Annotated in this window: 21 protein-coding genes; 3 read left to right on the top strand and 18 right to left on the bottom strand. The window is 42.3% G+C overall.

The genetic code is table 11. From position 1 onward, the window contains the following. Nucleotides 1–115 precede the first annotated feature (115 nt). From lptB to I3255_RS12230, 10 genes are all read right to left on the bottom strand, one after another. A complete protein-coding gene (gene lptB, locus I3255_RS12275) occupies nucleotides 116–895 on the bottom strand; it encodes an LPS export ABC transporter ATP-binding protein (protein WP_201598662.1) in 780 nt (259 codons plus the stop codon). 74 nt (nucleotides 896–969) lie between these two features. Next, on the bottom strand, nucleotides 970–1,452 hold the full coding sequence (gene lptA, locus I3255_RS12270) for a lipopolysaccharide transport periplasmic protein LptA (RefSeq protein WP_227511569.1): 483 nt from the start codon (nucleotides 1,450–1,452) through the stop codon (nucleotides 970–972). 153 nt (nucleotides 1,453–1,605) lie between these two features. Then, nucleotides 1,606–2,190, bottom strand: coding sequence for an LPS export ABC transporter periplasmic protein LptC (lptC, locus tag I3255_RS12265; protein ID WP_058024069.1), 585 nt, complete (start codon nucleotides 2,188–2,190; stop codon nucleotides 1,606–1,608). Further along, a complete protein-coding gene (locus I3255_RS12260; RefSeq protein ID WP_238039073.1) occupies nucleotides 2,187–2,753 on the bottom strand; it encodes an HAD hydrolase family protein in 567 nt (188 codons plus the stop codon). The genes lptC and I3255_RS12260 overlap by 4 nt, the downstream gene beginning before the upstream one ends. Nucleotides 2,754–2,829: 76 nt before the next feature. Further along, a complete protein-coding gene (locus tag I3255_RS12255) occupies nucleotides 2,830–3,822 on the bottom strand; it encodes a KpsF/GutQ family sugar-phosphate isomerase (RefSeq protein WP_238039072.1) in 993 nt (330 codons plus the stop codon). A gap of 220 nt (nucleotides 3,823–4,042) precedes the next feature. After that, nucleotides 4,043–4,573 carry an RNA chaperone Hfq gene (gene hfq / locus I3255_RS12250; RefSeq protein WP_238039071.1) on the bottom strand — a complete coding sequence of 177 codons (531 nt, stop codon included), beginning with the start codon at nucleotides 4,571–4,573 and terminating at the stop codon, nucleotides 4,043–4,045. A 406-nt stretch (nucleotides 4,574–4,979) separates the two neighbouring features. Next, nucleotides 4,980–6,143 (bottom strand): tRNA (adenosine(37)-N6)-dimethylallyltransferase MiaA, encoded by a 1,164-nt coding sequence (miaA, locus tag I3255_RS12245; protein WP_238039070.1) that lies wholly within the window; start codon nucleotides 6,141–6,143, stop codon nucleotides 4,980–4,982. Nucleotides 6,144–6,195: 52 nt separating this feature from the next. Beyond that, nucleotides 6,196–7,926: a DNA mismatch repair endonuclease MutL gene (gene mutL, locus I3255_RS12240; protein ID WP_238039069.1), complete on the bottom strand. Its 1,731-nt coding sequence runs from the start codon at nucleotides 7,924–7,926 to the stop codon at nucleotides 6,196–6,198. Between the two features lie 42 nt (nucleotides 7,927–7,968). Then, entirely contained in the window at nucleotides 7,969–8,493 is a 525-nt protein-coding gene (tsaE, locus tag I3255_RS12235) for a tRNA (adenosine(37)-N6)-threonylcarbamoyltransferase complex ATPase subunit type 1 TsaE (protein ID WP_238039068.1), read from the bottom strand. Then, a complete protein-coding gene (locus I3255_RS12230) occupies nucleotides 8,493–9,128 on the bottom strand; it encodes a 6-carboxytetrahydropterin synthase (RefSeq protein ID WP_238039067.1) in 636 nt (211 codons plus the stop codon). Before I3255_RS12230 ends, tsaE begins: the two co-directional genes overlap by 1 nt. Nucleotides 9,129–9,488: 360 nt before the next feature. Between I3255_RS12230 and I3255_RS14895 the strand changes: the two genes are divergently transcribed. Continuing rightward, on the top strand, nucleotides 9,489–9,611 hold the full coding sequence (locus I3255_RS14895; protein ID WP_269117323.1) for a hypothetical protein: 123 nt from the start codon (nucleotides 9,489–9,491) through the stop codon (nucleotides 9,609–9,611). A gap of 88 nt (nucleotides 9,612–9,699) precedes the next feature. On the opposite strand, the gene I3255_RS12225 is transcribed toward I3255_RS14895, so the two are convergent. The 4 genes from I3255_RS12225 to I3255_RS12210 all read right to left on the bottom strand — a co-directional run bounded on the left by I3255_RS12225 (nucleotide 9,700) and on the right by I3255_RS12210 (nucleotide 13,875). Further along, nucleotides 9,700–10,032 carry a YnfA family protein gene (locus I3255_RS12225; RefSeq protein ID WP_238039066.1) on the bottom strand — a complete coding sequence of 111 codons (333 nt, stop codon included), beginning with the start codon at nucleotides 10,030–10,032 and terminating at the stop codon, nucleotides 9,700–9,702. A 6-nt stretch (nucleotides 10,033–10,038) separates the two neighbouring features. Beyond that, the gene (locus I3255_RS12220; RefSeq protein WP_238039065.1) at nucleotides 10,039–10,851 is read right to left on the bottom strand and encodes a PhzF family phenazine biosynthesis protein; all 813 of its coding nucleotides are present in this window, start codon (nucleotides 10,849–10,851) and stop codon (nucleotides 10,039–10,041) included. Between the two features lie 203 nt (nucleotides 10,852–11,054). Further along, the gene (locus I3255_RS12215) at nucleotides 11,055–12,329 is read right to left on the bottom strand and encodes a saccharopine dehydrogenase family protein (RefSeq protein WP_238039064.1); all 1,275 of its coding nucleotides are present in this window, start codon (nucleotides 12,327–12,329) and stop codon (nucleotides 11,055–11,057) included. A gap of 304 nt (nucleotides 12,330–12,633) precedes the next feature. Further along, entirely contained in the window at nucleotides 12,634–13,875 is a 1,242-nt protein-coding gene (locus tag I3255_RS12210) for a carboxynorspermidine decarboxylase (RefSeq protein WP_238039063.1), read from the bottom strand. 99 nt (nucleotides 13,876–13,974) lie between these two features. On the opposite strand from I3255_RS12210, the gene I3255_RS12205 reads away from it, so the two are divergent. Continuing rightward, on the top strand, nucleotides 13,975–14,640 hold the full coding sequence (locus tag I3255_RS12205; protein WP_238039062.1) for a DUF924 family protein: 666 nt from the start codon (nucleotides 13,975–13,977) through the stop codon (nucleotides 14,638–14,640). Between the two features lie 120 nt (nucleotides 14,641–14,760). Here I3255_RS12205 and I3255_RS12200 read toward each other — a convergent pair whose 3' ends face one another. From I3255_RS12200 to lpxB, 3 genes are all read right to left on the bottom strand, one after another. Beyond that, nucleotides 14,761–16,005, bottom strand: coding sequence for a CAP domain-containing protein (locus tag I3255_RS12200; protein ID WP_238039061.1), 1,245 nt, complete (start codon nucleotides 16,003–16,005; stop codon nucleotides 14,761–14,763). A 249-nt stretch (nucleotides 16,006–16,254) separates the two neighbouring features. Continuing rightward, nucleotides 16,255–17,130, bottom strand: a complete 876-nt coding sequence (locus tag I3255_RS12195; RefSeq protein ID WP_238039060.1) for a ribonuclease HII — start codon at nucleotides 17,128–17,130, stop codon at nucleotides 16,255–16,257. Nucleotides 17,131–17,149: 19 nt separating this feature from the next. Continuing rightward, entirely contained in the window at nucleotides 17,150–18,466 is a 1,317-nt protein-coding gene (gene lpxB, locus I3255_RS12190; protein ID WP_238039059.1) for a lipid-A-disaccharide synthase, read from the bottom strand. A gap of 452 nt (nucleotides 18,467–18,918) precedes the next feature. Here lpxB and I3255_RS12185 point away from each other — a divergent pair, with 452 nt between their 5' ends. After that, nucleotides 18,919–20,001 carry a 3-deoxy-7-phosphoheptulonate synthase gene (locus I3255_RS12185; protein WP_238039058.1) on the top strand — a complete coding sequence of 361 codons (1,083 nt, stop codon included), beginning with the start codon at nucleotides 18,919–18,921 and terminating at the stop codon, nucleotides 19,999–20,001. Nucleotides 20,002–20,231: 230 nt separating this feature from the next. Here the strand turns inward: I3255_RS12185 and I3255_RS12180 are convergent. Further along, on the bottom strand, nucleotides 20,232–20,543 hold a 312-nt coding region (locus tag I3255_RS12180), incomplete at its 5' end, for an aminopeptidase N C-terminal domain-containing protein (protein ID WP_238039057.1).

The following is a 20,543-nucleotide window of genomic DNA, read 5'->3' as shown; positions in this document are numbered from 1 at the left end:
GGTTATTCTAAATATAATGAAGATGTTGACTGCTGGCTTTATAAGTTAGTCGCAATGCTAAAACCAGCAGTTCGTGTAGATAAAAATATGAGTAAAAATGATTTAGCGCGGCGAGCTATACTTGAAAATCTTTACCTAAGTAAACAGATTTCACCAGATCATTTTCTAAGACTTCCGATGAAGTACCTTCGGCAATGATAGCCCCTTCTGAAACGATATAAGCCTTTTCACAGATGGCTAACGTATCACGAACATTGTGATCAGTGATTAACACACCAATACCACGATTTTTCAGTGTCAAAATAACATCCTTGATATCGCCAACAGAAATGGGGTCTACACCGGCAAACGGCTCATCCAATAAGATAAATTTAGGATCCGCTGCTAGCGCACGAGCAATTTCACAGCGACGACGCTCGCCGCCTGACACACTCATTCCCAGTGAGGTACGTACATGTTCTAAATGGAATTCGCCAATCAGTTTTTCAAGCTCTTGCTGCTGCTCAGCTTTACTTAACTCTGTACGAGTCTGCAAAATGGCTAATATATTGTCTTCGATCGATAATTTACGGAAAATCGACGCTTCTTGCGGCAAATAACCAATGCCAGCACGAGCACGCTCATGCATAGCGTATTTAGACAGATCCATTTTTCCTAGAGTGACACGGCCCTTATCCATGTTGACCAGTCCCACTACCATGTAAAAACTGGTCGTTTTACCAGCACCATTCGGGCCTAGCAGCCCAACAACTTGGCCTTGCTCAACAGAAAACGAGACATCTTTGACAACCCAGCGCTTGCCGTAACGTTTACCCAAATTTTGCATAGTCAAGCGAGCGACAGGCGCCGTATTACTATTCGATACTGAAGAATCTATATTTTTATTGTCACTCATAGCTTACTCTTGCTTTCACGATATTCGGATACTCAGATATTACCAAAAACCTATTTATGCTTTGGTTAGCTAGATTAGCGTACGCCACTTTGGTTGGTATTATTGTTTGGTGGGAATACCAATTCTACTCGCTGATTACCACCAGCGGTCGCTTCTACATCACCTGCTTTTAGACTATAACGAATGACATTACCAGCAAAACTTGCCCCATTCTGAACCAGCTTGGCATTTCCTGTTAAGGTGATAATGCCAGATACCGCGTTATAATCAATCTTATTTGCCTGACCTTTTGCTAAGCCTTTTTCTTGCGTCACAACCTGCTGCATAGTGGCTGGACGACCCGTCGCTACCGCTGAATTAATGCTGCGCTGCTGCGAGAGGTTGACTGTGATATTGTCCGCAGTCATTTTAAAAGTACCTTGAGTAATGATGACATTACCTGAGTAACTAGTAACGCCCGTACGCTCACTATAAGTGGCCTTATCCGCTAGCAGTTTGATTTGCTGATTGGCATCTGATGGCAAGGCATGGCTATACAACGGTAGGGCTAATAACATGAACGTTGGAACAACACGTAGCTTATGTGGGCAGATTGATGCGCATAAAGTAGGCAAAAATTTAGATTTCATATAATAACTCGTTTCATAATTGGTGATAGGATTTGCAAACTTTATGCTAGCTGCTGTTTTAATGTAGTAAAAAGCGCTAGTTTAAAATAATGCTTTGTCTTGACGATCAGCGGGCGTAAAAGCGACAGCAACTTGCCCAAACTCATATTCACCTGTCTCCAGATTGGCGGTCATGCTGGATGCTTCAAAACGATTCATCCCTTGCTCAATTTTGACAGGCTCATCGCTATACACTTGACCGGACTTTGTATTGCCTTTTAGGGTACTACCAGTCACTTTTATTGGCTCAATATCAGACGCCTCTTTATTACCTTCGCTAACCAGTGTAAAGCCACCTGATAAGCTCAACTCCCCTGTTTGCTGACTGATGGCTGCACTACCTGCTTGAATACGGTAGCGCTGCTCTGTTGACGGCTCCCAATTCATCGTAATGCCTGACATCTCATCCTGATTGGTTTCAGGATTATGCGTCAAAGACTCAGCAGTAAGTTCATACTCAGTTTCACCTTGCTCATTTGTCTGAACTGCTTTGATATCAGTGGCTTCATAATCGACATCTGTCGTCTCGATATTGACTGGTGGCGATACATCCCCTTGCTGCTGGAAAAACCAGCCCGCAATACCAGCAATAATCAACGCTAATATAATGAGAACACGTGTATTCACGACAGTTCATCCTGAGCTTGAGTTTCATCAAGCGTATAATGTGCGATAAAGTCTTGATAATGTCCATGACCCTTTAAAATGAGATCACATACCTCACGTACTGCACCAGTGCCACCTGCTCGAGTAGTGACCATATCGCTACGTTTTATGACTTCCGCGTGTGCATTTGGGACGGTTGCTGCAAACCCTACCGTTTGCATCGCTTTAATATCTGGTAAGTCATCACCCATATAAGCACAGTCGGCAGCAGTAATATTGAGCTCAGGGTCAAGAGACGATAACAACTCTTTTAGTGCAATGAGCTTATCATCCCGTCCTTGTACCACGTAATTGACACCCATTTCTGTTGCACGTTTATCAACCATAGCGCTGCTACGCCCAGTAATAATAGCAGTTAAAATGCCATAACGCGCTAGAGACTTAACGCCCACGCCATCCTGTACTGAAAACGCTTTGGTTTCGATGCCATTAGCGTCATAGATAATTTGACCATTAGATAAAATCCCATCGACATCCATGACCAATAGCTTTACTTGTCCGGCTTTTTTTATTAAATCTTGCATTATTTGTCTCTTTTTGACGAATATTTTTCTAACTATTTTATATGAAAAACCAATCGTTCTATCAACTATTAATGAATTACTTTACACCAGCTTGTAATAGATCATGAACAGTAATGACTCCTTCTAAACGATCTTCATCATCAATAATTAGTAACTGACTGATACCATTTTCATTCATGACACTTAAGGCATCCGATGCGCGCATTGTTTTACTGATATGGCGTGGGTTACTGACCATTACCTCATTCATCGGCGTTTGTAGATCGATACCTTTTTCAAGACCACGGCGTAAGTCACCATCTGTGAAGACCCCAACGACTTTATCATTATCGTCAGTCACCACGGTCATCCCTAAGCGTCCAGCAGACATCGTAAACAGTGCTTGCTGTAGTGATGCTTGCTGGTGAATCAAGGGTAAGTCCTCTGACTTGGTATGCATTAAATCTTCGACACGCGTCAATAGTTGACGACCTAATGCGCCCGCTGGATGCGATAATGCAAAGTCCTCAGAAGTGAAGTTACGTGCATGTACCAAGGCGACCGCTAGAGCATCCCCTAACGCTAAGGTGGCCGTTGTACTCGATGTAGGGGCAAGATTGAGCGGACAAGCCTCTTGTGAGTGGCCAAGGGTCAAGACAATATCAGCCGCTCGTGGCAGCATACCGCGTTTATCACGGCTGATACTGATTAGAGGGATGTTCAAGTGTTTGACCACTGGCAGTAGCATCTTAATCTCATCTGATTCGCCAGAGTTCGAGATAGCAAGCAGTACATCACCTTTAACCAGCATGCCCAAATCGCCATGACCGGCCTCACCAGGATGCATAAAAAAAGCAGGCGTACCCGTCGAAGCAAAAGTCGCTGCTATTTTACGTCCAATCAATCCTGATTTACCCATGCCCGTTACTACCACTCGACCCTGACAAGCCAAAATAACATCACATGCTTGTGCGAACCTGTCATCTATCTGCTCTGTCAACAATGCTAATGCAGATATCTCAGTATTAATCGCGTCAATAGCCGTTGTGATAAACTGCTCATGGGTCAAATCAGTTGTAGTATCGCTCATAAATCTGCTCTATTTTTATAATGAATCAATCTAGTATTTTACTATACTCTGTTTCATATTAATAATGGCCTACCATTTATATAATGGCGGCAGCCATTATTTTTTACAGTAACTATCTGCTTATTTATATAAAAAAAACCCACTGTAACAGTAGGTCTTAATCGTCTAAATCATGTCTCTTAATGTATAGTTAGATAATACACTCAATGCGTGCAGCTAATTAACTATTGGTATCATCTGATCCGTTGTCTGGCTTTTCTTCAAAGCCTGTACTGTATGTTGATGCATCAAAGCCACGATCCTGTCCAAAGCCGCCGCGCTCAAAACCGCGTTCCTGCCCTTGTACAAAGTTCCCACGCTCAAAGCCACGTTCTTGACCTTGACTAAACCCACCGCGATTAAACCCACTACGACTAGAAGCAAAACCACGCTCTTCAAAACCGCCCGCAACAGGATTGCCACCACGCTCAAACCCACCACCTTGATAGCCAGTTTGCGCTGATCCTTGAGGTTGAGCGCCAGTACCTGTAGTGGTCGTACTACTACGCGGGTTACGAGCTGGCACTACGGTTGAAATGGCATGTTTATATACCATTTGACTAACCGTATTTTTGAGGAGTACAACATATTGATCGAACGATTCAATTTGGCCTTGCAACTTGATACCATTAACCAAGAAAATAGAGACAGGAATGCGATCTTTGCGCAGCGAATTCAAGAATGGATCTTGTAAAGTTTGTCCTTTTGACATGAAATCTCTCCTAAATATTATATAGTTATGTTTTGAGTGCCAATTATTCTAAGTGTCAATTTAATTATAATGGCTAAAAGGTAGATACAATAATATGTTTTCTTTATAAAACGTATCTAAATAAATATTCATTGTTCTTAAGTTATTCCACTTTATCGTGAATACGTTATTATTGTAAACAATTAAGTAACTACTTGTTTCATTAATTATTTTTATCTACAAATGTCAACCGATGGTTATTATATTTATTTCATACTGCATTTTCAGCGAATTTAAATTATAACAGCTATCTATGCTAATTTTTGAAACTAATTGTGATTACGCTATCATCTCTAAAAAGAGCTTTCTACAAAAATAACCCATATTAAGTTTGATTCTTACAAAGTAAAAAGCAAGAAACATCTTTTCAATACAGATAATTTCTTGCCTGCTCCATTGTCGCAAATGTTCTTAGTACTATGGTGTTATTAGTAGCAGTACTATCAGATCCCATTGCCAATGCTGAAGAAGCATTAGGGAGCTGTATTACTTTTCGCAACCATGTGTACTGACGCTTTGCCAGCTGCCTTGTAGCATATAATGCCTTATTTTGCATTTCCTGACAAGCAAGTGCCTCGGTCTCAGGGTTTAGCAGGATTGACTGACCAGTTAATTGAGTATCACTATTTTGTGTTTCATTTTTTTGCGTAAGACTGTCAGGTACCGCAAAAGCTTCATAAAACTGGGTTTTATCTAAATGCGGCTTATCAAATATTTCATGGTCAATATGGACCAGATACTCTAGTACTTGACGGTAGCCCACACAGCGCATTGAAGGCATGTTAGGCGTTAAAGGATACTTTTCAAGTAAGCTAATGACCTCTTCTACTAGTCCTTCATTCCACATAATAGCTAGGCGCTGCTCAATACGCTGGTGCAACCATGGACGATTAGGCATCACTGATAGCGCGTGCCACTGCTGCTCTGGATTATTTGCCAGCGCCTGTTTTGGCTGACGCTGCCACTCACTCATCGGCTTATTTGTCTGTAAATAGACTTCAATCGCGCGGGTAATACGCTGAGTATCCGTGGCATTCAAACGCTGATGGCTGACTGGGTCAATGCTGCCAAGATAATCATATAAAGCAATGATACCTTCCTCTTGACGCCATTGTTCTACGCGTGCACGTACGCTGTCATCGCTATCAGGCACTGAAGACAGGCCGTCGAGTAGCGCCATGTAGTACATCATAGTGCCGCCTACTAACAGCGGTATCTTTTTGCGCTCATGACACTCATCAATAAGACGTGCTACATCATTGACAAATTCAGCAACGCTATAGCTTTGCGTAGGATCAATAATATCAACCAGATGATGCGGATAACGTGTTAACTCATCCACTGTTGGTTTCGCGGTACCAATATTCATATCGCGATATATCAGTGCTGAATCCACAGAAATTAGCTCAAAACGGCCTGTATCGTATAGCTCATATGCCAATGCTGTTTTTCCACTAGCAGTTGGCGCCATCAGACACACGACACTATTATCCGACAGATTTTTAGATACGCTATCAGACGAATGTTGCATAGAATTGCCTTTCTTAATATGTAATTAGCTAAAACAGTGGTCAGCTTAAGATTTATTCGGATGTAGAAGATAACATTAGTGTGACTAAACGATGGCTGTCTAAGATTTTGATGGCATTTCTTGTCAGTATATCAGCGAGATCTACGACAAAAACCATCGAATCCTGTTCCGACATTTGTGAATCGATCCGAATAAGCTGATGGTTAATCCCCATAGCACTGTTTGGCATTTTATCTTTTTCAAATGCCTTATTGCTAAATATAGATGACTCAAACAATCGGCTTACTTTTGACTGCCAGTCTTTAGCACTGATGAGTACACACTTACCTTGATGATAAAATAAGAGCCAAGGTAGGGTTTTATCAGTTGCGGTTAAGTCAATACTAATAGTCTCTATATCATCAATGATATCCAAGCAGATTGGTAAGGATGAAATCGTAGGCACTTCGGATGAGCGATACGAACTATTGATATTTTGATTTAACGGCTCATCGACATAAGATGAAGTTGATTTTTGAACTGGTGATTTTTCTGAAAATAGTTTGCTTGAAGCAGATTGATATGACTGCCTAGGGGCTTGCACTTGCCTGCTCTGTTTTTTGTGCTCTGTAGGCAGGTTATTAGGTACATGCAGGTCAGACAACGTATCTACATGGACATCTTTTTTTGACACTTTTGGATTAACGAGGCTAGTAGCCTTTGGCGTAGCATTGATCATTTTTAGCTGTGAGCGAATCGTATGGTTTAAGTGAGCCATGATGTTGTTTAGCGGGCTGATTTTGATACGCTGTTTCGATGGATGTACATTGACATTTAACCATTGCGTTGGCAACTCAAAATAAAGCGCATACCCCACACCTGCTAACTGTGCACTCTGAGCCAGTTGACGTATCTGATTGCTAATCAATGCTTCTTTTACCAATCGACCATTCACATAAATTAGCTTTGGCAATGCTATCTGCTCATCAGTCATCGGCCATAACCAGCCACTGATTGCTGCTTGACTAACCGTGCTATCACCGTACTCTACAAACGACTGCACCAGACTCGATAGATCTATCGATATTGCTAGCGCATTGTCCGTCAATGTCATACCAGTCGCTTGTTCTAGACGTGGCAACGGTAGACGGTTAGCATCGTTAACGTTTGTAGCATTTGCAGACAATGATAACCGCTTTTTATTATCATGAAACAGCGTCAGTGCGACATCGGCTCGCGCTAGTGCGACTTCACGAACGATTGTTTCGATATGACCAAATTCAGTAGCCATAGATTTTAAATTACCGCGGCGGGCAGGCACATTGAAATATAAGTCTTTGACTATGATTGTTGTGCCACGATTATGAACGACTGGTGTGAGCTTCGGCGTATCATCTAATACACCAGCCACCTGCAATTGACGGCCAATACCACTATCATCATGACTGCTGGTTAAGCTCAAACGAGACACAGCAGCCATCGCTGCTAATGCTTCACCGCGAAAACCTAATGTTGTAATACCATGCAAGTTCGCAACATCGGCGACTTTGCTAGTCGCATGACGAGTAATCGCCATCACTATATCATCAGGATGAATACCCACACCGTTATCCACCACTTCAATCATACCCATACCACCTTGAGTAATACGTATCTCAATATTGGTGGCACCTGCATCAATGGCATTTTCGAGCAGCTCTTTGACGACCGCTGCTGGACGTGCCACGACCTCACCTGCTGCTAGTTGATTAATCAGCAGTGGCGATAGTTTTTTAATACGGGTGTTGGGGTAGTTATCTGGCATTGATAGTTATCATATTTTTAGTGAAGTCATATTCGATAAGGTTCAAATGCTGAAGCTTGTTAGCTCTAGTCCTTGCGACTGCCCTGCACTCGATAAACGTAGCGTCACTTGGCGCGCTTCATTATCATCGCTTTCAACTTGTGTCATATCGATAAACAAAGTTGGCATTGGTAGGTACCCATCAGCACGGCTTGCCCATTCAATAATGACTATTGCTTCAGGCTCATCTAGATACTCATCAAAGCCAATAAAAGACAACTCTTCTGGATCTTGCAGACGATATAAATCTGCATGATAAACAGGCTTAATAGTGCCATTGCTTTGCTCAATGCTATAAGGCTCAACCAAAGTATACGTTGGGCTTTTTACCGCACCAGTATGACCGAGAGCCTGTAACCAGTAACGTGTTAAAGTAGTTTTACCAGCGCCCAAATCCCCTGCCAGCCACACACTGCCCTTCAGCGGCAACGCTGCGAGCTGCTTAGCCAATAACTGTGTATCTTGCTCAGAGTTCAGTATCAGCGTTTGCACAGTGTCACTATTTTCTATTGATTGATCGTTACGCATCAGTCTGAACCTGCCTGTGCTTGCTCTGTTTGTACCTGCCCTGTCTGTACCTGCATAGTCACCGTTGGATTAGTAAAGCTTTCACCGCGAATCAGCTTGGCGTATAGCTCAGAGTCCGTCCACTCAGCACGAACTTGTTCACTAAATTCAAAGTCTTCTAAGACCAGCTTACCCATTTGATCATTGGCCACATCATCGGCGAAACACTGCGCGTAACCCGTTGCGGTCTCATGGGCAATTACCGAATACACACTGACATCTGCTTCACCGTTTTGCATCTGTGTCTGACGCAGTATTTCTTGTGCCCAAAAGAATATCACTCGTGAGAACTGCTCTGCCGATGGGGATACTGGCAAGCTAATCCAACGTGCGCTAAATTTCTTACACGCTGCGACATACTCTGGATCATCTTTGTTCCAAAAACAGATAGCATGATCAAAGCTATCAATAATGTCCTTGATCGAAGACTTTAGTAGACCAAAGTCATAAACCATTTGTCCATGGTCTAAACGAGTGGCTTCAAGGATCAGTTCAATCTGATAGCTGTGGCCATGAATCGAGTGCTTACAGCGTTCAGAACTACAGTTACGAACGATGTGAGCATTTTCAAATTTGAATAGTTTACGAATACGCATAATAAGGTGACCAAAACAGTAAGCACTATGGTGCTAAATGTTAATAAATAAGAGTTTGCCGCGTTTATGAATCGGTTTATGATTCATTATAGCAAATCGCCATGTATCCGTAAGTAAGCACTTATGAATACCATGATTAATTGAACGAATCAGTTGGCGCATAACTTGGCTAAATCAATGGTTTGGCTAAAAGAAAAAGCAAAAGAAATGAATCGTAGGCGAATTGTGCGAGTGCTATCTATTACTAATGCTTAAGCCTATACTCGATTTAGTAAGCGGCTATGTTAGTCGTCACCATACTTACCTTAAGTCAGCTCAATTGGCTTAAGGTGAGTATGCGTTATCTACAAAGGAGTTACCATGAGTAAAGGTCAGAACAGTAAAAAGAACGTCAAAAAGAAGCCGCTTTTAACAGCTAAAGAGAAAAAAGCCGCCAAACAGTCAAAGAAAGAAGACAATGGTAGCTTTCTAGGTAAGCATTAATATTACATATATAGACACTAATCATATAGAACGGTTTATCAAATCTAATCATTTGACGAACCGTTTTCTATTAGCTACTAGTTGCTAACTAGGCACTGCGCGGCGCAAACATAATGATCGCCATTCCTATTAGTGCAACTATCGAACCCACTACGTCCCACATGGTTGGTCGTATCCCATTAACGGTCCATAACCACAAAATGGCCATACATATATAAACGCCACCATACGCCGCATAGACCCTACCCGCAGCAGTGGGATGTAATGACAGAAGCCAAACAAAAGCGACCAGACTCAGCGCGCCAGGTATCAGCAGCCAAATAGGCTTGCCTTCTCGTAGCCATAGATAAGGCAGATAACACCCTGTAATCTCAGTCAATGCGGTCAGCGCAAACAGTCCAACGGTTTTTAATTCTGTCAAATCCATCTACTCCTCAACGGTGATAAATCCAGTCAGATATGGTACAGCATTGCCAGAAATAAGCACTCTATTGCCTGCCACGGTACAGTCAAGCACACCGCCGCGACTAGATGCTTGATAGGCAATCAATTCATTTTTAGCTAAACGCTTGGCCCATAAAGGTGCAAGTCCGGTATGAATCGAACCTGTTACTGGGTCTTCATCACCACCATTTGCTGGCCAAAAGTATCTAGAGACAAAATCATAATCCTCATACTTTTCTGAGGTGGCCTGACAAGTTACCACCACATCATAAGGCGCTAGCTGCTTCAATGTCTCATTATCACGCACAACATTCAACACATCAGATTCAGAATCATAGATGACGAAATACGCTTGAGCATTACGGTAAACTTCAGTAGGAGCAATGGACAGACCTGCCAATAAGCTATCAGGAATCTCATCAATTTTTTCAGGCATTCTATTAGGGAAATCCATTTGTATCTTGCCTGCTTCTGTTTGAATAACGGTCATTACGCCAACAGCTTTTGCTGAAAAGTTAATCGACTGTACGTTTGAATTTTTATTAAACAATACATAAGCAGCGGCTAAAGTCGCATGACCACAGAAGTCAATCTCAGTCAATGGTGAAAACCAGCGAATGTGATAGACACCGTTATCATCAGCAACGATAAAAGCCGTTTCAGACAAATTATTTTCAGACGCAATAGACTGCATCAAAATATCGTCTAACCATGTATTTGTCACAATAACCGCAGCAGAATTGCCTTTAAACAACGTGTCAGTGAAGGCGTCTATAATATTTATTTCTAGTTGCATGGGATGTTCTCATTCTGATTATACGTGTCGCGCTTTTATCACTGTTATTGAGTAAAGCAGAAAGTAGAAAGTAGAAACTGATGGTAGCAAGAACGTAATAGCACTGCTAGCCTCTATTTTTTGTAGACTTATTCTAGGACGAGACACAGACACAAAAAAAGCCTGTCTCTAATAGACAGGCTTTTCTAAATAACATTTACTAATTAAACATCAAACTCAAGCGCTCTATCGCCTTCGCTATCTTTGATACGCGTTGGTAGGCCAATCTTGTTGAGCAAATTGATAAATGGCTTGGCATCTAGCTCTTCGACGTTGACCATTGTGCCTGCATCCCACTCACCAGTTGCAACTAGCATCGCAGCAGCAACAGGTGGCACGCCTGCAGTATACGAGATACCTTGGCTGCCCACTTCGTTATAAGCGTCTTTGTGGTCTGAGACATTATAGATAAACACTTCCGTCTCAACGCCGTTGATTTTGCCTTTAACTTTATCACCGATACAGGTCTTGCCTGTATATTCTGGTGCCAACGAGCTTGGGTCTGGTAGTACCGCCTTCACGACTTTCAACGGCACAACTTCTTGGCCTTCAGCAGTCATCACTGGCTGCTCAGAAAGCAATCCTAAGCTTTGTAAGACAGTGAAGACATTGATGTAATGCTCACCAAAACCCATCCAAAAACGGATGTTTGGCACATCTAAGTTGGCTGACAATGAATGCACCTCATCATGACCACTCAGATAGCTGTTTTGCACACCCACAACTGGCAAATCGTCCGTACGTTTGACTTCAAACATTTTGTTAGACTGCCACTTGCTGTCTTGCCAAGAGTAAACCGTCCCTGTGAACTCACGGAAGTTGATCTCTGGGTCAAAGTTAGTCGCAAAGTATTTGCCATGGCTGCCCGCATTGATATCAATGATATCGATATCAGTCACAGATCCTGCATCCATCATGTCATAACCCAAGCGTGCATAAGCGTTGACCATACCAGGATCAAATCCTGCGCCTAAAATAGCAGTGACGTTGTTGTCTGCACAGCGCTGTTTACGTTGCCACTCATAGTTGTTGTACCAAGGCGGCGTCTCACAAATCTTACGTGGATCTTCATGAATAGCCGTATCTATGTAGGCAGTACCTGTCTCAATGCAGGCTTCTAGTACGGTCATATTGATAAATGCCGAGCCAACATTGATGAGTATTTGTATTTTTGTGTCTTGTATCAGCTGCACGAGTGCTTGGCTGTCCATCGCATCGACCTGATGCGTATGCAAGACCGCAGCCTGCTTGAAGCTGTCTTTTTCTTTAACGCTCTGCGCGATGGCATCGCATTTGTCTTTGGTACGTGAGGCGATATGGATCTCGCCAAGCACATCATTATGCATCGCACATTTATGCGCGACCACTTGAGCGACACCGCCTGCTCCGATGATCAGTACGTCTTTTTTGTTAGATTTGGCTTGTTGGTTTGTGTTCAATGAACAATCCTCCTTTGTGTCCCTGTCGATACCATTGATTGCGGCTATGCAAAACAGAAACGAGTGAATGATATGCGTGAATTAAAAAGGAAGACCGAGGAAAACCCACGCACCCGTCAGGCAGATACCACTCTAGTATTTGCCCGACGCGATTATAACAATTTTTATTCCCTTATCGGTAAAAAATATGTATAAAAAGTAGAGATATTAAAATGTCTACTAACACAGTTTAAGCCTTTGTTTTTAAACATTAAAAATATAAACCCGACAATAGCATAGTCTCAAAAGCTAAAGCTATCAAGGCTTAAGATAGGCTAGCTTTATATTCCTCATAGTCAAACTCACGTTGGATATCAATACTGCCATCCAAACGGCGGATGACAATCGCTGGCATATTGACACCGTTGAACCAGTTTTTCTTAACCATCGTATAACCTGCCGCATTACCAAAGGCAATCTCATCCCCTATCTGTAAGTTATTTGGTAACGCATACTCACCAAAGATATCCCCTGCCAAGCAAGAACGACCGTAAATAATGGTATGATCTGCCGACTCAGCATTAGCTTCAGACGGTGCAGCTTCTGCTGGATTACCAGTAGATGCAATATTGACAGCAGTATTATTGATCGCAGCAATCGGTGCGGATTCGCGATAGATAAGCAAGTCGAGCATATGTGCTTCAATCGAAGCATCAACAACAGCTAGGTTTTTTTGATTGTGCATGGTGTCTAACACCGTCGTCACCAAAGTACCTGCGCCGTGAATACTCGCTTCACCTGGCTCAAGATAGACTTGCACGCCATAGGTTTCGCTAAATACTTTTAGTCTGTCGGCGAGCTTTTCGAGCGGATAGTCAGGCGCGACAAAATGGATGCCACCGCCTAAGCTTACCCATTCAAGCTGCGCTAAGATATCACCAAATCTTGCTTCGATATCTGCCAAACTTTCATTAAAGGCTTCAAAACTGTCATTTTCGCAGTTGTTATGAATCATGACGCCAGTAATATCACTAAGTACCGCTGCGATTTTATCTTTGTCATGCTCGCCAAGACGGCTAAACGGACGTGCAGGATCAGCAATCAAAAACGATGAGTTGCTGGTCTTTGGATTGAGTCGTAGACCTACAGGTATGTTTTGTGCGGCGGCTTGCGCTTTAAAAGCAGTTAGCTGGGAGATTGAGTTGAAAATGATTTTATCTGCATAGTTCAGTACTTCAGGGATTTCATCTGCACTATAGGCGACGCTATAAGCGTGCGTTTCTTTCTTATCATTGCTGTTAGCATCTGCATTATTACCAAAGGTCTCATAGCCCAATCTGACTTCATTAAGTGAAGATGAAGTCGTACCATGTAAATACGGCTGCATCACATCAAACACGCCCCATGTAGCAAAGCACTTTAGTGCTAATAATGCTTTTGCACCAGACAGCTCACATAGCTTTGCAATGATTTTCATATTGGCAACGATAGCCGCTTCATCAAGCACATAGTAAGGCGTTGGCGGCAATGATACATTGATAGAATTTTCTAGATTTTTTGCATTCATAATAGATTACCTAATAGACACTCTGCTGTTGGTATCTTGACAGACAGATATAAATATTTGCGCTATAGTAGACTAAATTCATCATAATTAGAATATCTTATGGCACTCTCAACCGATTATTCCTCCTCTGCCAGTCGATTCCATGCCTCTCAACTCGATCCAAAAAGTATAGATTTGACCTATCTCGATCCGGATGCGCGTGCAGTATTGGATTTTTGGTTTGATAAAGATAATGAAGCGTGTTGGTTTGAACAAAACGATCGTTTTGATAAGCAGATAAAGGATAATTTTGGTGATATTTGGCAGGCAGCAAAGCAAGGTGAATGCGTTAAATGGCGCCTTGCAGAATCTTCTTTAGATGGCAATAGTTCAATAACAGCACTAGCAGGACGACTGGCAGAAATCATTGTCTTAGATCAGTTTTCACGCAACCTATGTCGCGAACAAGCCTGTGCTTTTGCCCAAGACGGCATGGCATTAGTCTTAGCACAAGAAGCCATTCAGCAGCCATACTTTGATACCTTACCGATGCAGTGGCGTCGATTTATGATCATACCGTTTATGCACTCTGAGTCAGCGCTGATTCACGACCGTTATCTGCCATTATTTAAGCAATTAGACGATGCAACCACGCTAGATTTTGAATATCGTCATAAAGAGATTATTGAGCAGTTTGGACGTTACCCACATCGTAATGAGGTACTAGGGCGCGATTCAACTAAGGATGAAAAAGCCTTTTTGCAACAGCCAAACTCATCGTTTTAAAGTAGACTTTATTCAGTCTACTTACTTCGTCACATTCTTATAGTTTCTTTATATAAAACAAGGGCTGAACCAGTGATCTGGTTCAGCCCTTTTGTTTGTACGATTGATTAAACGGCTTAACTAATAATTTACGTTACCCGTCGTAAAAGTGAATGACTTATTTTCTAAGTTTTTATCATCAACCAAGATATCAAAGCTTACTTGATACTTTGTATTGCCATACAGACCACATTGCTGGCTTTGGTCTGCACTACGTTTAACTTCACAGCTTTTGAGTGCATCAGTCAACGGTAATATGAATGCTTCATTCGCTGGTAATGCGTAGTTGGTGTTCACATACGGATCATTTTCAAAGTCGATCAATTGAATCGGTACATTAGTATTTCGCTGAGTATCTCGGAACTTGATGTTGCTTACTTTGATCTTGTTCGCTGATGGCATACTCACATAAACAGGCTGTCCAATAGGATCAGTACGCAAATCGCGACCCGTCCCTCTAACAGGGTTTGGCGACTCATTATATAGGGCAGTTACTGTACCAGTCACACCTTGACAGGGATAGGTAAAAACACCTGCGACTGTCTTATCTTTGGTTGCTCTGGTCGCTGAGGCATGGCTAACCAATACATAACCTTGATTAAGAGCTGGGTTTTTGGCATCAGGCTTATACAAAACCATTCCTGTGCCAACAACGCTTGAAGTGGGTAGCATCAAAGAGCGTAAATGATAAGGTGCTGCCAGTAATGACTTGGCCATTGATGTTGCCACCACATCTGTTTTTAGAAAGCTTCCTGCTGAACTGTAATAGACAGATTGAGCAATATTTTCTGTGGCGCCATATTGTGCATTTCGATAGTTTGCATTCGATAAGCGATCTGAGAAATCTAAGCCACCAAAGAATGGATTGTTTGTACCCGTCACACCAGAAATATCATTGATCTTATTTTCGACATGGGCGTTAAAGCTGGTTGGCGTGCTATTAGCGTATACGTATTTGATGTAGTTTGCGTGCTTAATCGCAATATCATCAAGCGCTGTATCAACAGATAAACCACCTAAGCCACAACTGGTTCTTGCAAGGCTGAATTGATTATTAGCACTTAAGGCTGCTTGCGGATTATTCTCAGTTGGCGCGTTGCTTTCATTAATAGGAACACTATCGCTTGGCTCACTATCTTGCTCATCAGGCGTCGCTGTTACCGGTGCTGAAGTGATTGGCTCTGATACGACTTCTTCTTGTGTTTCGTTCTGTGGATCATTGGCTGTAGAGCCATTATCAGAGTCGCTACCGCCACCACCGCAGGCCGTTAAAAATACTGCTGAGAAAAGCACTATAGCAAGGTTGTTTTGAGGAATGTTAGCCATCATTTTTCATCCTATAAAATATCAATACGTATAATTCATAGTGAGAATAAAACTCAAAATGAAAGCTTAGTCGTTGATTTAACAGTACTTTATGCCGAGAATAACATATTGTATTATATTTTATACTTTTTCGCTCATTATTTTTCTGGAAATTTGTCTATTTGTTAATATAGATAGATAGCTTCTTTTTGTTGGTGCATTAGATTTTTATCATTAGACGATTTTTAGACAAAATACTGTCATTTAAAATTAGCTCTCTAATGCCTTTCGCACTGGTGCAAAGCTGCGCCTATGCGCTGATAAGACACCATGTCTTCCAATGGCTTCTATATGTGCGCGAGTTGGATAGCCTTTATGTTTGGCAATACCGTATTCTGGATGCTGCATATCAAGGGCATACATCGCCTCATCACGGCTCACTTTTGCCAATATACTAGCCGCTGCGATACTGGTATGACGTGCATCACCCTTCACCCACGCTTGGCAGTCAACAGAAGATGGCGAGATGCCCATCGTTTCAATCTTAGCCGTATTCAGCTCAGGACAACGATTACCATCAAACAACGTCTCTACCTGTAATTTATCAAGTGATGTGCCAAGACTTTTAGTTTTAGAAAGATATTTAAAAACTGCTTCTAACAAGGCTTCAGTACACAACCGCATACCGAGCATGGTTGCCTGCAAAATATTGACTTGGTCGATAACAGCTGCTGGTATATCAGCGATGATATAACCGACTGCATGCTGCTGAACTAATGGATAAAGGACATCGCGCTTTTTTTCACTCAGTTTTTTGGAGTCTGTCAGTATTGACAATGGCGTGTCTTTGAGTGGTTGTTCCTCAATCAATCCTGACCAAGTGGCAGGTAATATCGCGGCGGCCACATTGACACTCCCTAGTAACGGCCCACGCCCCGCTTCATCAACGCCAATTTTCAATACTGACTGTTTTGGGCTTTGCACTTCATCGCGCTCATATTGAGCAAACAGCTTGGAGGTATTCAACTGTCCATATAAGCGTATAGGCGCCGCCAATTGAATGTACTGTCCTTTGACATCGATATGATTAATACTGACGTCAATTATCTGGGCTAGGTTTTCTGGGCTAGGTTGAATTTGCATCATGTCAGAAAGTCTTTCTAGGTTAGGTAAGATTGGAAGCATTACTATCGCTCATAAAATATTGTTCAATCACGCTATTTGCCGGCTCATGATTACTTTGCTGCTGTAACATGTGCTTTGTCGCCAGCAGATCTTTTAATTGCTCAGCATAAGCACGTGGTTGTAATAAACGCATTACTGTACGGCAAATATTATCTCCGCTTGCCTGCTCTTGAATAAGCTCAGGCACAATCGGCGCATTAGCCAAAATGTTAGGCAGTGCTACATAAGGCACTTTTACCAGACGTTTGGCAATTTGATAAGTGAGCTGATTCAATTGATAAACTACCACCATTGGACGCTCAAGTAGCATTGCCTCCAATGTTGCTGTCCCAGAGGCTAGCATCACGATATCTGACGCTGCCATCGCATGCTGACTAAATTCTGGCTGAGTATCATCATAAACGACGACGATAGCCGCCCGCAGTTGCTCTGAGCATTGATCAATGACTTCTTGCACGATATATTGGTGATTTTGATCAACCGTTGGAATAATAAAACACAGCTTTGGGTCTAACAATATGAGCTTTTGAATGCCGTCAAGCATCAATGGCAAGATAGCGGTAATCTCGCCACGCCGAGAGCCAGGCATCACGCAGATAAGCTGGCTGACATCATCAAACCGTTCAATAAAAAACTGCTGTAAACCATCATTGTGCCAGACCAGCTCGCTACGGCGCTGATTGATTGGCGTGTCTATCAATGCTTGATCAATGGTTCGTAGCAACGGATGCCCCACACAGATTGCTGGATGGTTGTGGCGCTCGTAGACTGGCAGCTCAAATGGGAAGAGGCACAATACCAAATGGGTCGCCGCTTTAATATTATGGATACGCGACTCACGCCATGCCCAAATAGAAGGACTGACATATTGCACACAGAACACGCCTTGTGGCTTGAGTTTTTTAGCGACCCGCAGGTTAAAATCAGGTGCATCGATACCGATAAACCAATCGATATTGGCCGTCTTAAACGCACTCAATAGCTCGCGGCGTGCTTTGAGCAAATCTGGTAGCTGCGCCATGACTTCAACCAGTCCCATCACTGCCAAACGCTCTAATGGAAAAATACTTTGCAATCCTTGCGCTTGCATTTTGGTGCCGCCAACGCCTACCCAGACAATATCATCACGCAGATTATTCATCTGTTGCATAAAATCTGCGCCCAAACTGTCACCTGACACTTCACCCGCGACAATGGCTATCACTAGCGGCGTGGCAGTCGTTTTAGGTTTATTAAAATCCGTCTCTGTTTGGCTGATGGAATCAGTATGTGTATGAGACGTAGCAGAATCTGTCATGACAAGCTCTCAATATTAAAGATATACAAATAAAATAAATCGTTGTTGTAAAATATAACACAATCAGTCAATGATAGAGATTGATGACATATACATTTTATCTGTGCCTATTTTTTGACGTTCATGTGTTAGTGTGCAATCATTTTAGTGTGTGATCATAAAGCCATCGCGGTCGCTATCATACGTGACGATGATACAAATAGCTAAATTCACGCATAAAATCTGATCGTTGAGCATCCAGCACTTAATTCATCCTTATTAATAGACAGAAAAACGAAATACCAAACGTGCATTTGCGAATTCAAATATAACCTCAATCATGTGTAAGTATAACTAAGTTTTAGTTTCCTCATTCCAGTTATCAGTCAATTAACTACTGGACTACCCTTGTCAACCAACACTTTTGTCCGCATAATGAATATTCCTATAAATCAGCTAGACGATATATAACCATGACAACATCAGTTACCCATAATGCAGACATTGACGACGTGAATATTGAAAAATTTATTCCTTTGATTACTCCCGCTGAGCTAAAAACTGAGCTGCCTCTATCAGACGACGCATACAAAACCGTACTAAACGGTCGAAACACTATCCAAAATATCTTGGATGGTAAAGACAAGCGTCTGTTTGTGGTCATTGGACCCTGCTCTATCCACGATATTAAAGCGGCTCATGAATATGCCGATCGCTTGGCCGTATTGGCAAAAGAGATCGAAGACAGCGTATTTGTCGTCATGCGTGTTTATTTTGAAAAACCTCGTACCACGGTCGGTTGGAAGGGTATGATTAATGACCCTGATATGAATGACAGCTTTGATATCGAAAAGGGCTTGCGTACTGCTCGCAAGTTACTGCTTGATTTGAATGAAAAAGGCTTGCCTTGTGCCACCGAAGCACTTGATCCAAACACGCCGCAATACATGCAGGATTTGATCAGCTGGTCAGCGATTGGCGCACGTACCACCGAGAGCCAAACACACCGTGAAATGAGCTCAGGCTTATCTTGCCCAGTGGGTTTCAAAAACGGTACTGACGGCGGCATGACCGTTGCTGTCAATGCGATGCAAGCCGTTAAAGAAGGTCATAGTTTCTTAGGTCTATCCTCAGATGGTAAGGTCTCTATCATCAAATCGAAAGGCAATCCTTACGCACACGTGGTACTTCGCGGTGGTAATGGCAAGCCTAATTATGATGAAACGGCAGTTGCTCAAGTTGAGAACGAGCTGGCAAAAGGCAAAACCAATGGTAAAATCATGATTGACTCAAGCCATGCCAACTCAGGTAAAGACCCTTACCTACAGCCAATGGTCATCCAAAACGTCGCTGAGCAAATTCAAAATGGTAATAAGTCAATCATCGGCATGATGATTGAAAGTCACCTAAAGGGCGGCAATCAAAAATTAACCGCTGATTTAAGTCAGCTTGAATATGGTAAATCTATCACTGATGGCTGTCTAGACTGGGACAGCACTGTCACCGCATTGCGCGGCTTACGTGATATGGTAAAAGATGTGCTACCAAACCGCTAATAGCCATTAACGATAGTATATCGTCAAGCAAAAAACAAAAAGCCCCTTTCGTACTGATACGAAAGGGGCTTTTTATCGGGAGAATTTTAAGAAAAACATTTTCTTGAGCAGCTTAATTTTTAATGACAATTAATGCCATACGCTCAATCAAATAAAGCCAACTCTAATTTGGGGTTGGCTTTATTTTAAAGTTAATACTACAGCTAAAATTATTTCCTAGCTATTATCAATCAGCTATTTGCAGCACCTAATACGCTTTCTAAGCTTTCAAGTACATGCTTAGATGAAACGTTCTTGCGCAAGTCTGTTAGCTGCTCATGCGCCATCTGACGACGTGGCTCAGCCAACGTATTCCAGCGTGCCAGCACTTGCAGTAATCGCGACGCTAATACAGGGTTGGCATCATCGAGCTTTTCGATGACGTCTGTATACATCTTCAGACCCTCTGCTGTCCATAGTACCGTTGGTTGCGAGCTAAAGGCGCTGATAACTGAACGGACACGATTAGGGGTATTCCAATCAAAATCTGTATGCGCAATTAA

This window comes from Psychrobacter sp. Ps6, from assembly GCF_022129235.1.
Taxonomy (GTDB): domain Bacteria; phylum Pseudomonadota; class Gammaproteobacteria; order Pseudomonadales; family Moraxellaceae; genus Psychrobacter.
The sequence above is the reverse complement of the archived record's forward strand: the minus strand, read 5'-3'. Positions and strand labels throughout refer to the sequence as shown.

Coding starts and splice junctions, on each gene's coding strand:
- I3255_RS12205 (WP_238039062.1), top strand. CDS start 13,975: ATGGCACTCTCAACCGATTATTCCTCCTCTGCCAGTCGATTCCATGCC.
- I3255_RS12200 (WP_238039061.1), bottom strand. CDS start 16,005: ATGGCTAACATTCCTCAAAACAACCTTGCTATAGTGCTTTTCTCAGCA.
- lptB (WP_201598662.1), bottom strand. CDS start 895: ATGAGTGACAATAAAAATATAGATTCTTCAGTATCGAATAGTAATACG.
- I3255_RS12210 (WP_238039063.1), bottom strand. CDS start 13,875: ATGAATGCAAAAAATCTAGAAAATTCTATCAATGTATCATTGCCGCCA.
- I3255_RS12260 (WP_238039073.1), bottom strand. CDS start 2,753: ATGCAAGATTTAATAAAAAAAGCCGGACAAGTAAAGCTATTGGTCATG.
- I3255_RS12230 (WP_238039067.1), bottom strand. CDS start 9,128: ATGCGTATTCGTAAACTATTCAAATTTGAAAATGCTCACATCGTTCGT.
- I3255_RS14895 (WP_269117323.1), top strand. CDS start 9,489: ATGAGTAAAGGTCAGAACAGTAAAAAGAACGTCAAAAAGAAGCCGCTT.
- I3255_RS12255 (WP_238039072.1), bottom strand. CDS start 3,822: ATGAGCGATACTACAACTGATTTGACCCATGAGCAGTTTATCACAACG.
- lptA (WP_227511569.1), bottom strand. CDS start 1,452: ATGTTATTAGCCCTACCGTTGTATAGCCATGCCTTGCCATCAGATGCC.
- I3255_RS12220 (WP_238039065.1), bottom strand. CDS start 10,851: ATGCAACTAGAAATAAATATTATAGACGCCTTCACTGACACGTTGTTT.
- tsaE (WP_238039068.1), bottom strand. CDS start 8,493: ATGCGTAACGATCAATCAATAGAAAATAGTGACACTGTGCAAACGCTG.
- hfq (WP_238039071.1), bottom strand. CDS start 4,573: ATGTCAAAAGGACAAACTTTACAAGATCCATTCTTGAATTCGCTGCGC.
- I3255_RS12185 (WP_238039058.1), top strand. CDS start 18,919: ATGACAACATCAGTTACCCATAATGCAGACATTGACGACGTGAATATT.
- mutL (WP_238039069.1), bottom strand. CDS start 7,926: ATGCCAGATAACTACCCCAACACCCGTATTAAAAAACTATCGCCACTG.
- lpxB (WP_238039059.1), bottom strand. CDS start 18,466: ATGACAGATTCTGCTACGTCTCATACACATACTGATTCCATCAGCCAA.
- I3255_RS12195 (WP_238039060.1), bottom strand. CDS start 17,130: ATGATGCAAATTCAACCTAGCCCAGAAAACCTAGCCCAGATAATTGAC.
- miaA (WP_238039070.1), bottom strand. CDS start 6,143: ATGCAACATTCGTCTGATAGCGTATCTAAAAATCTGTCGGATAATAGT.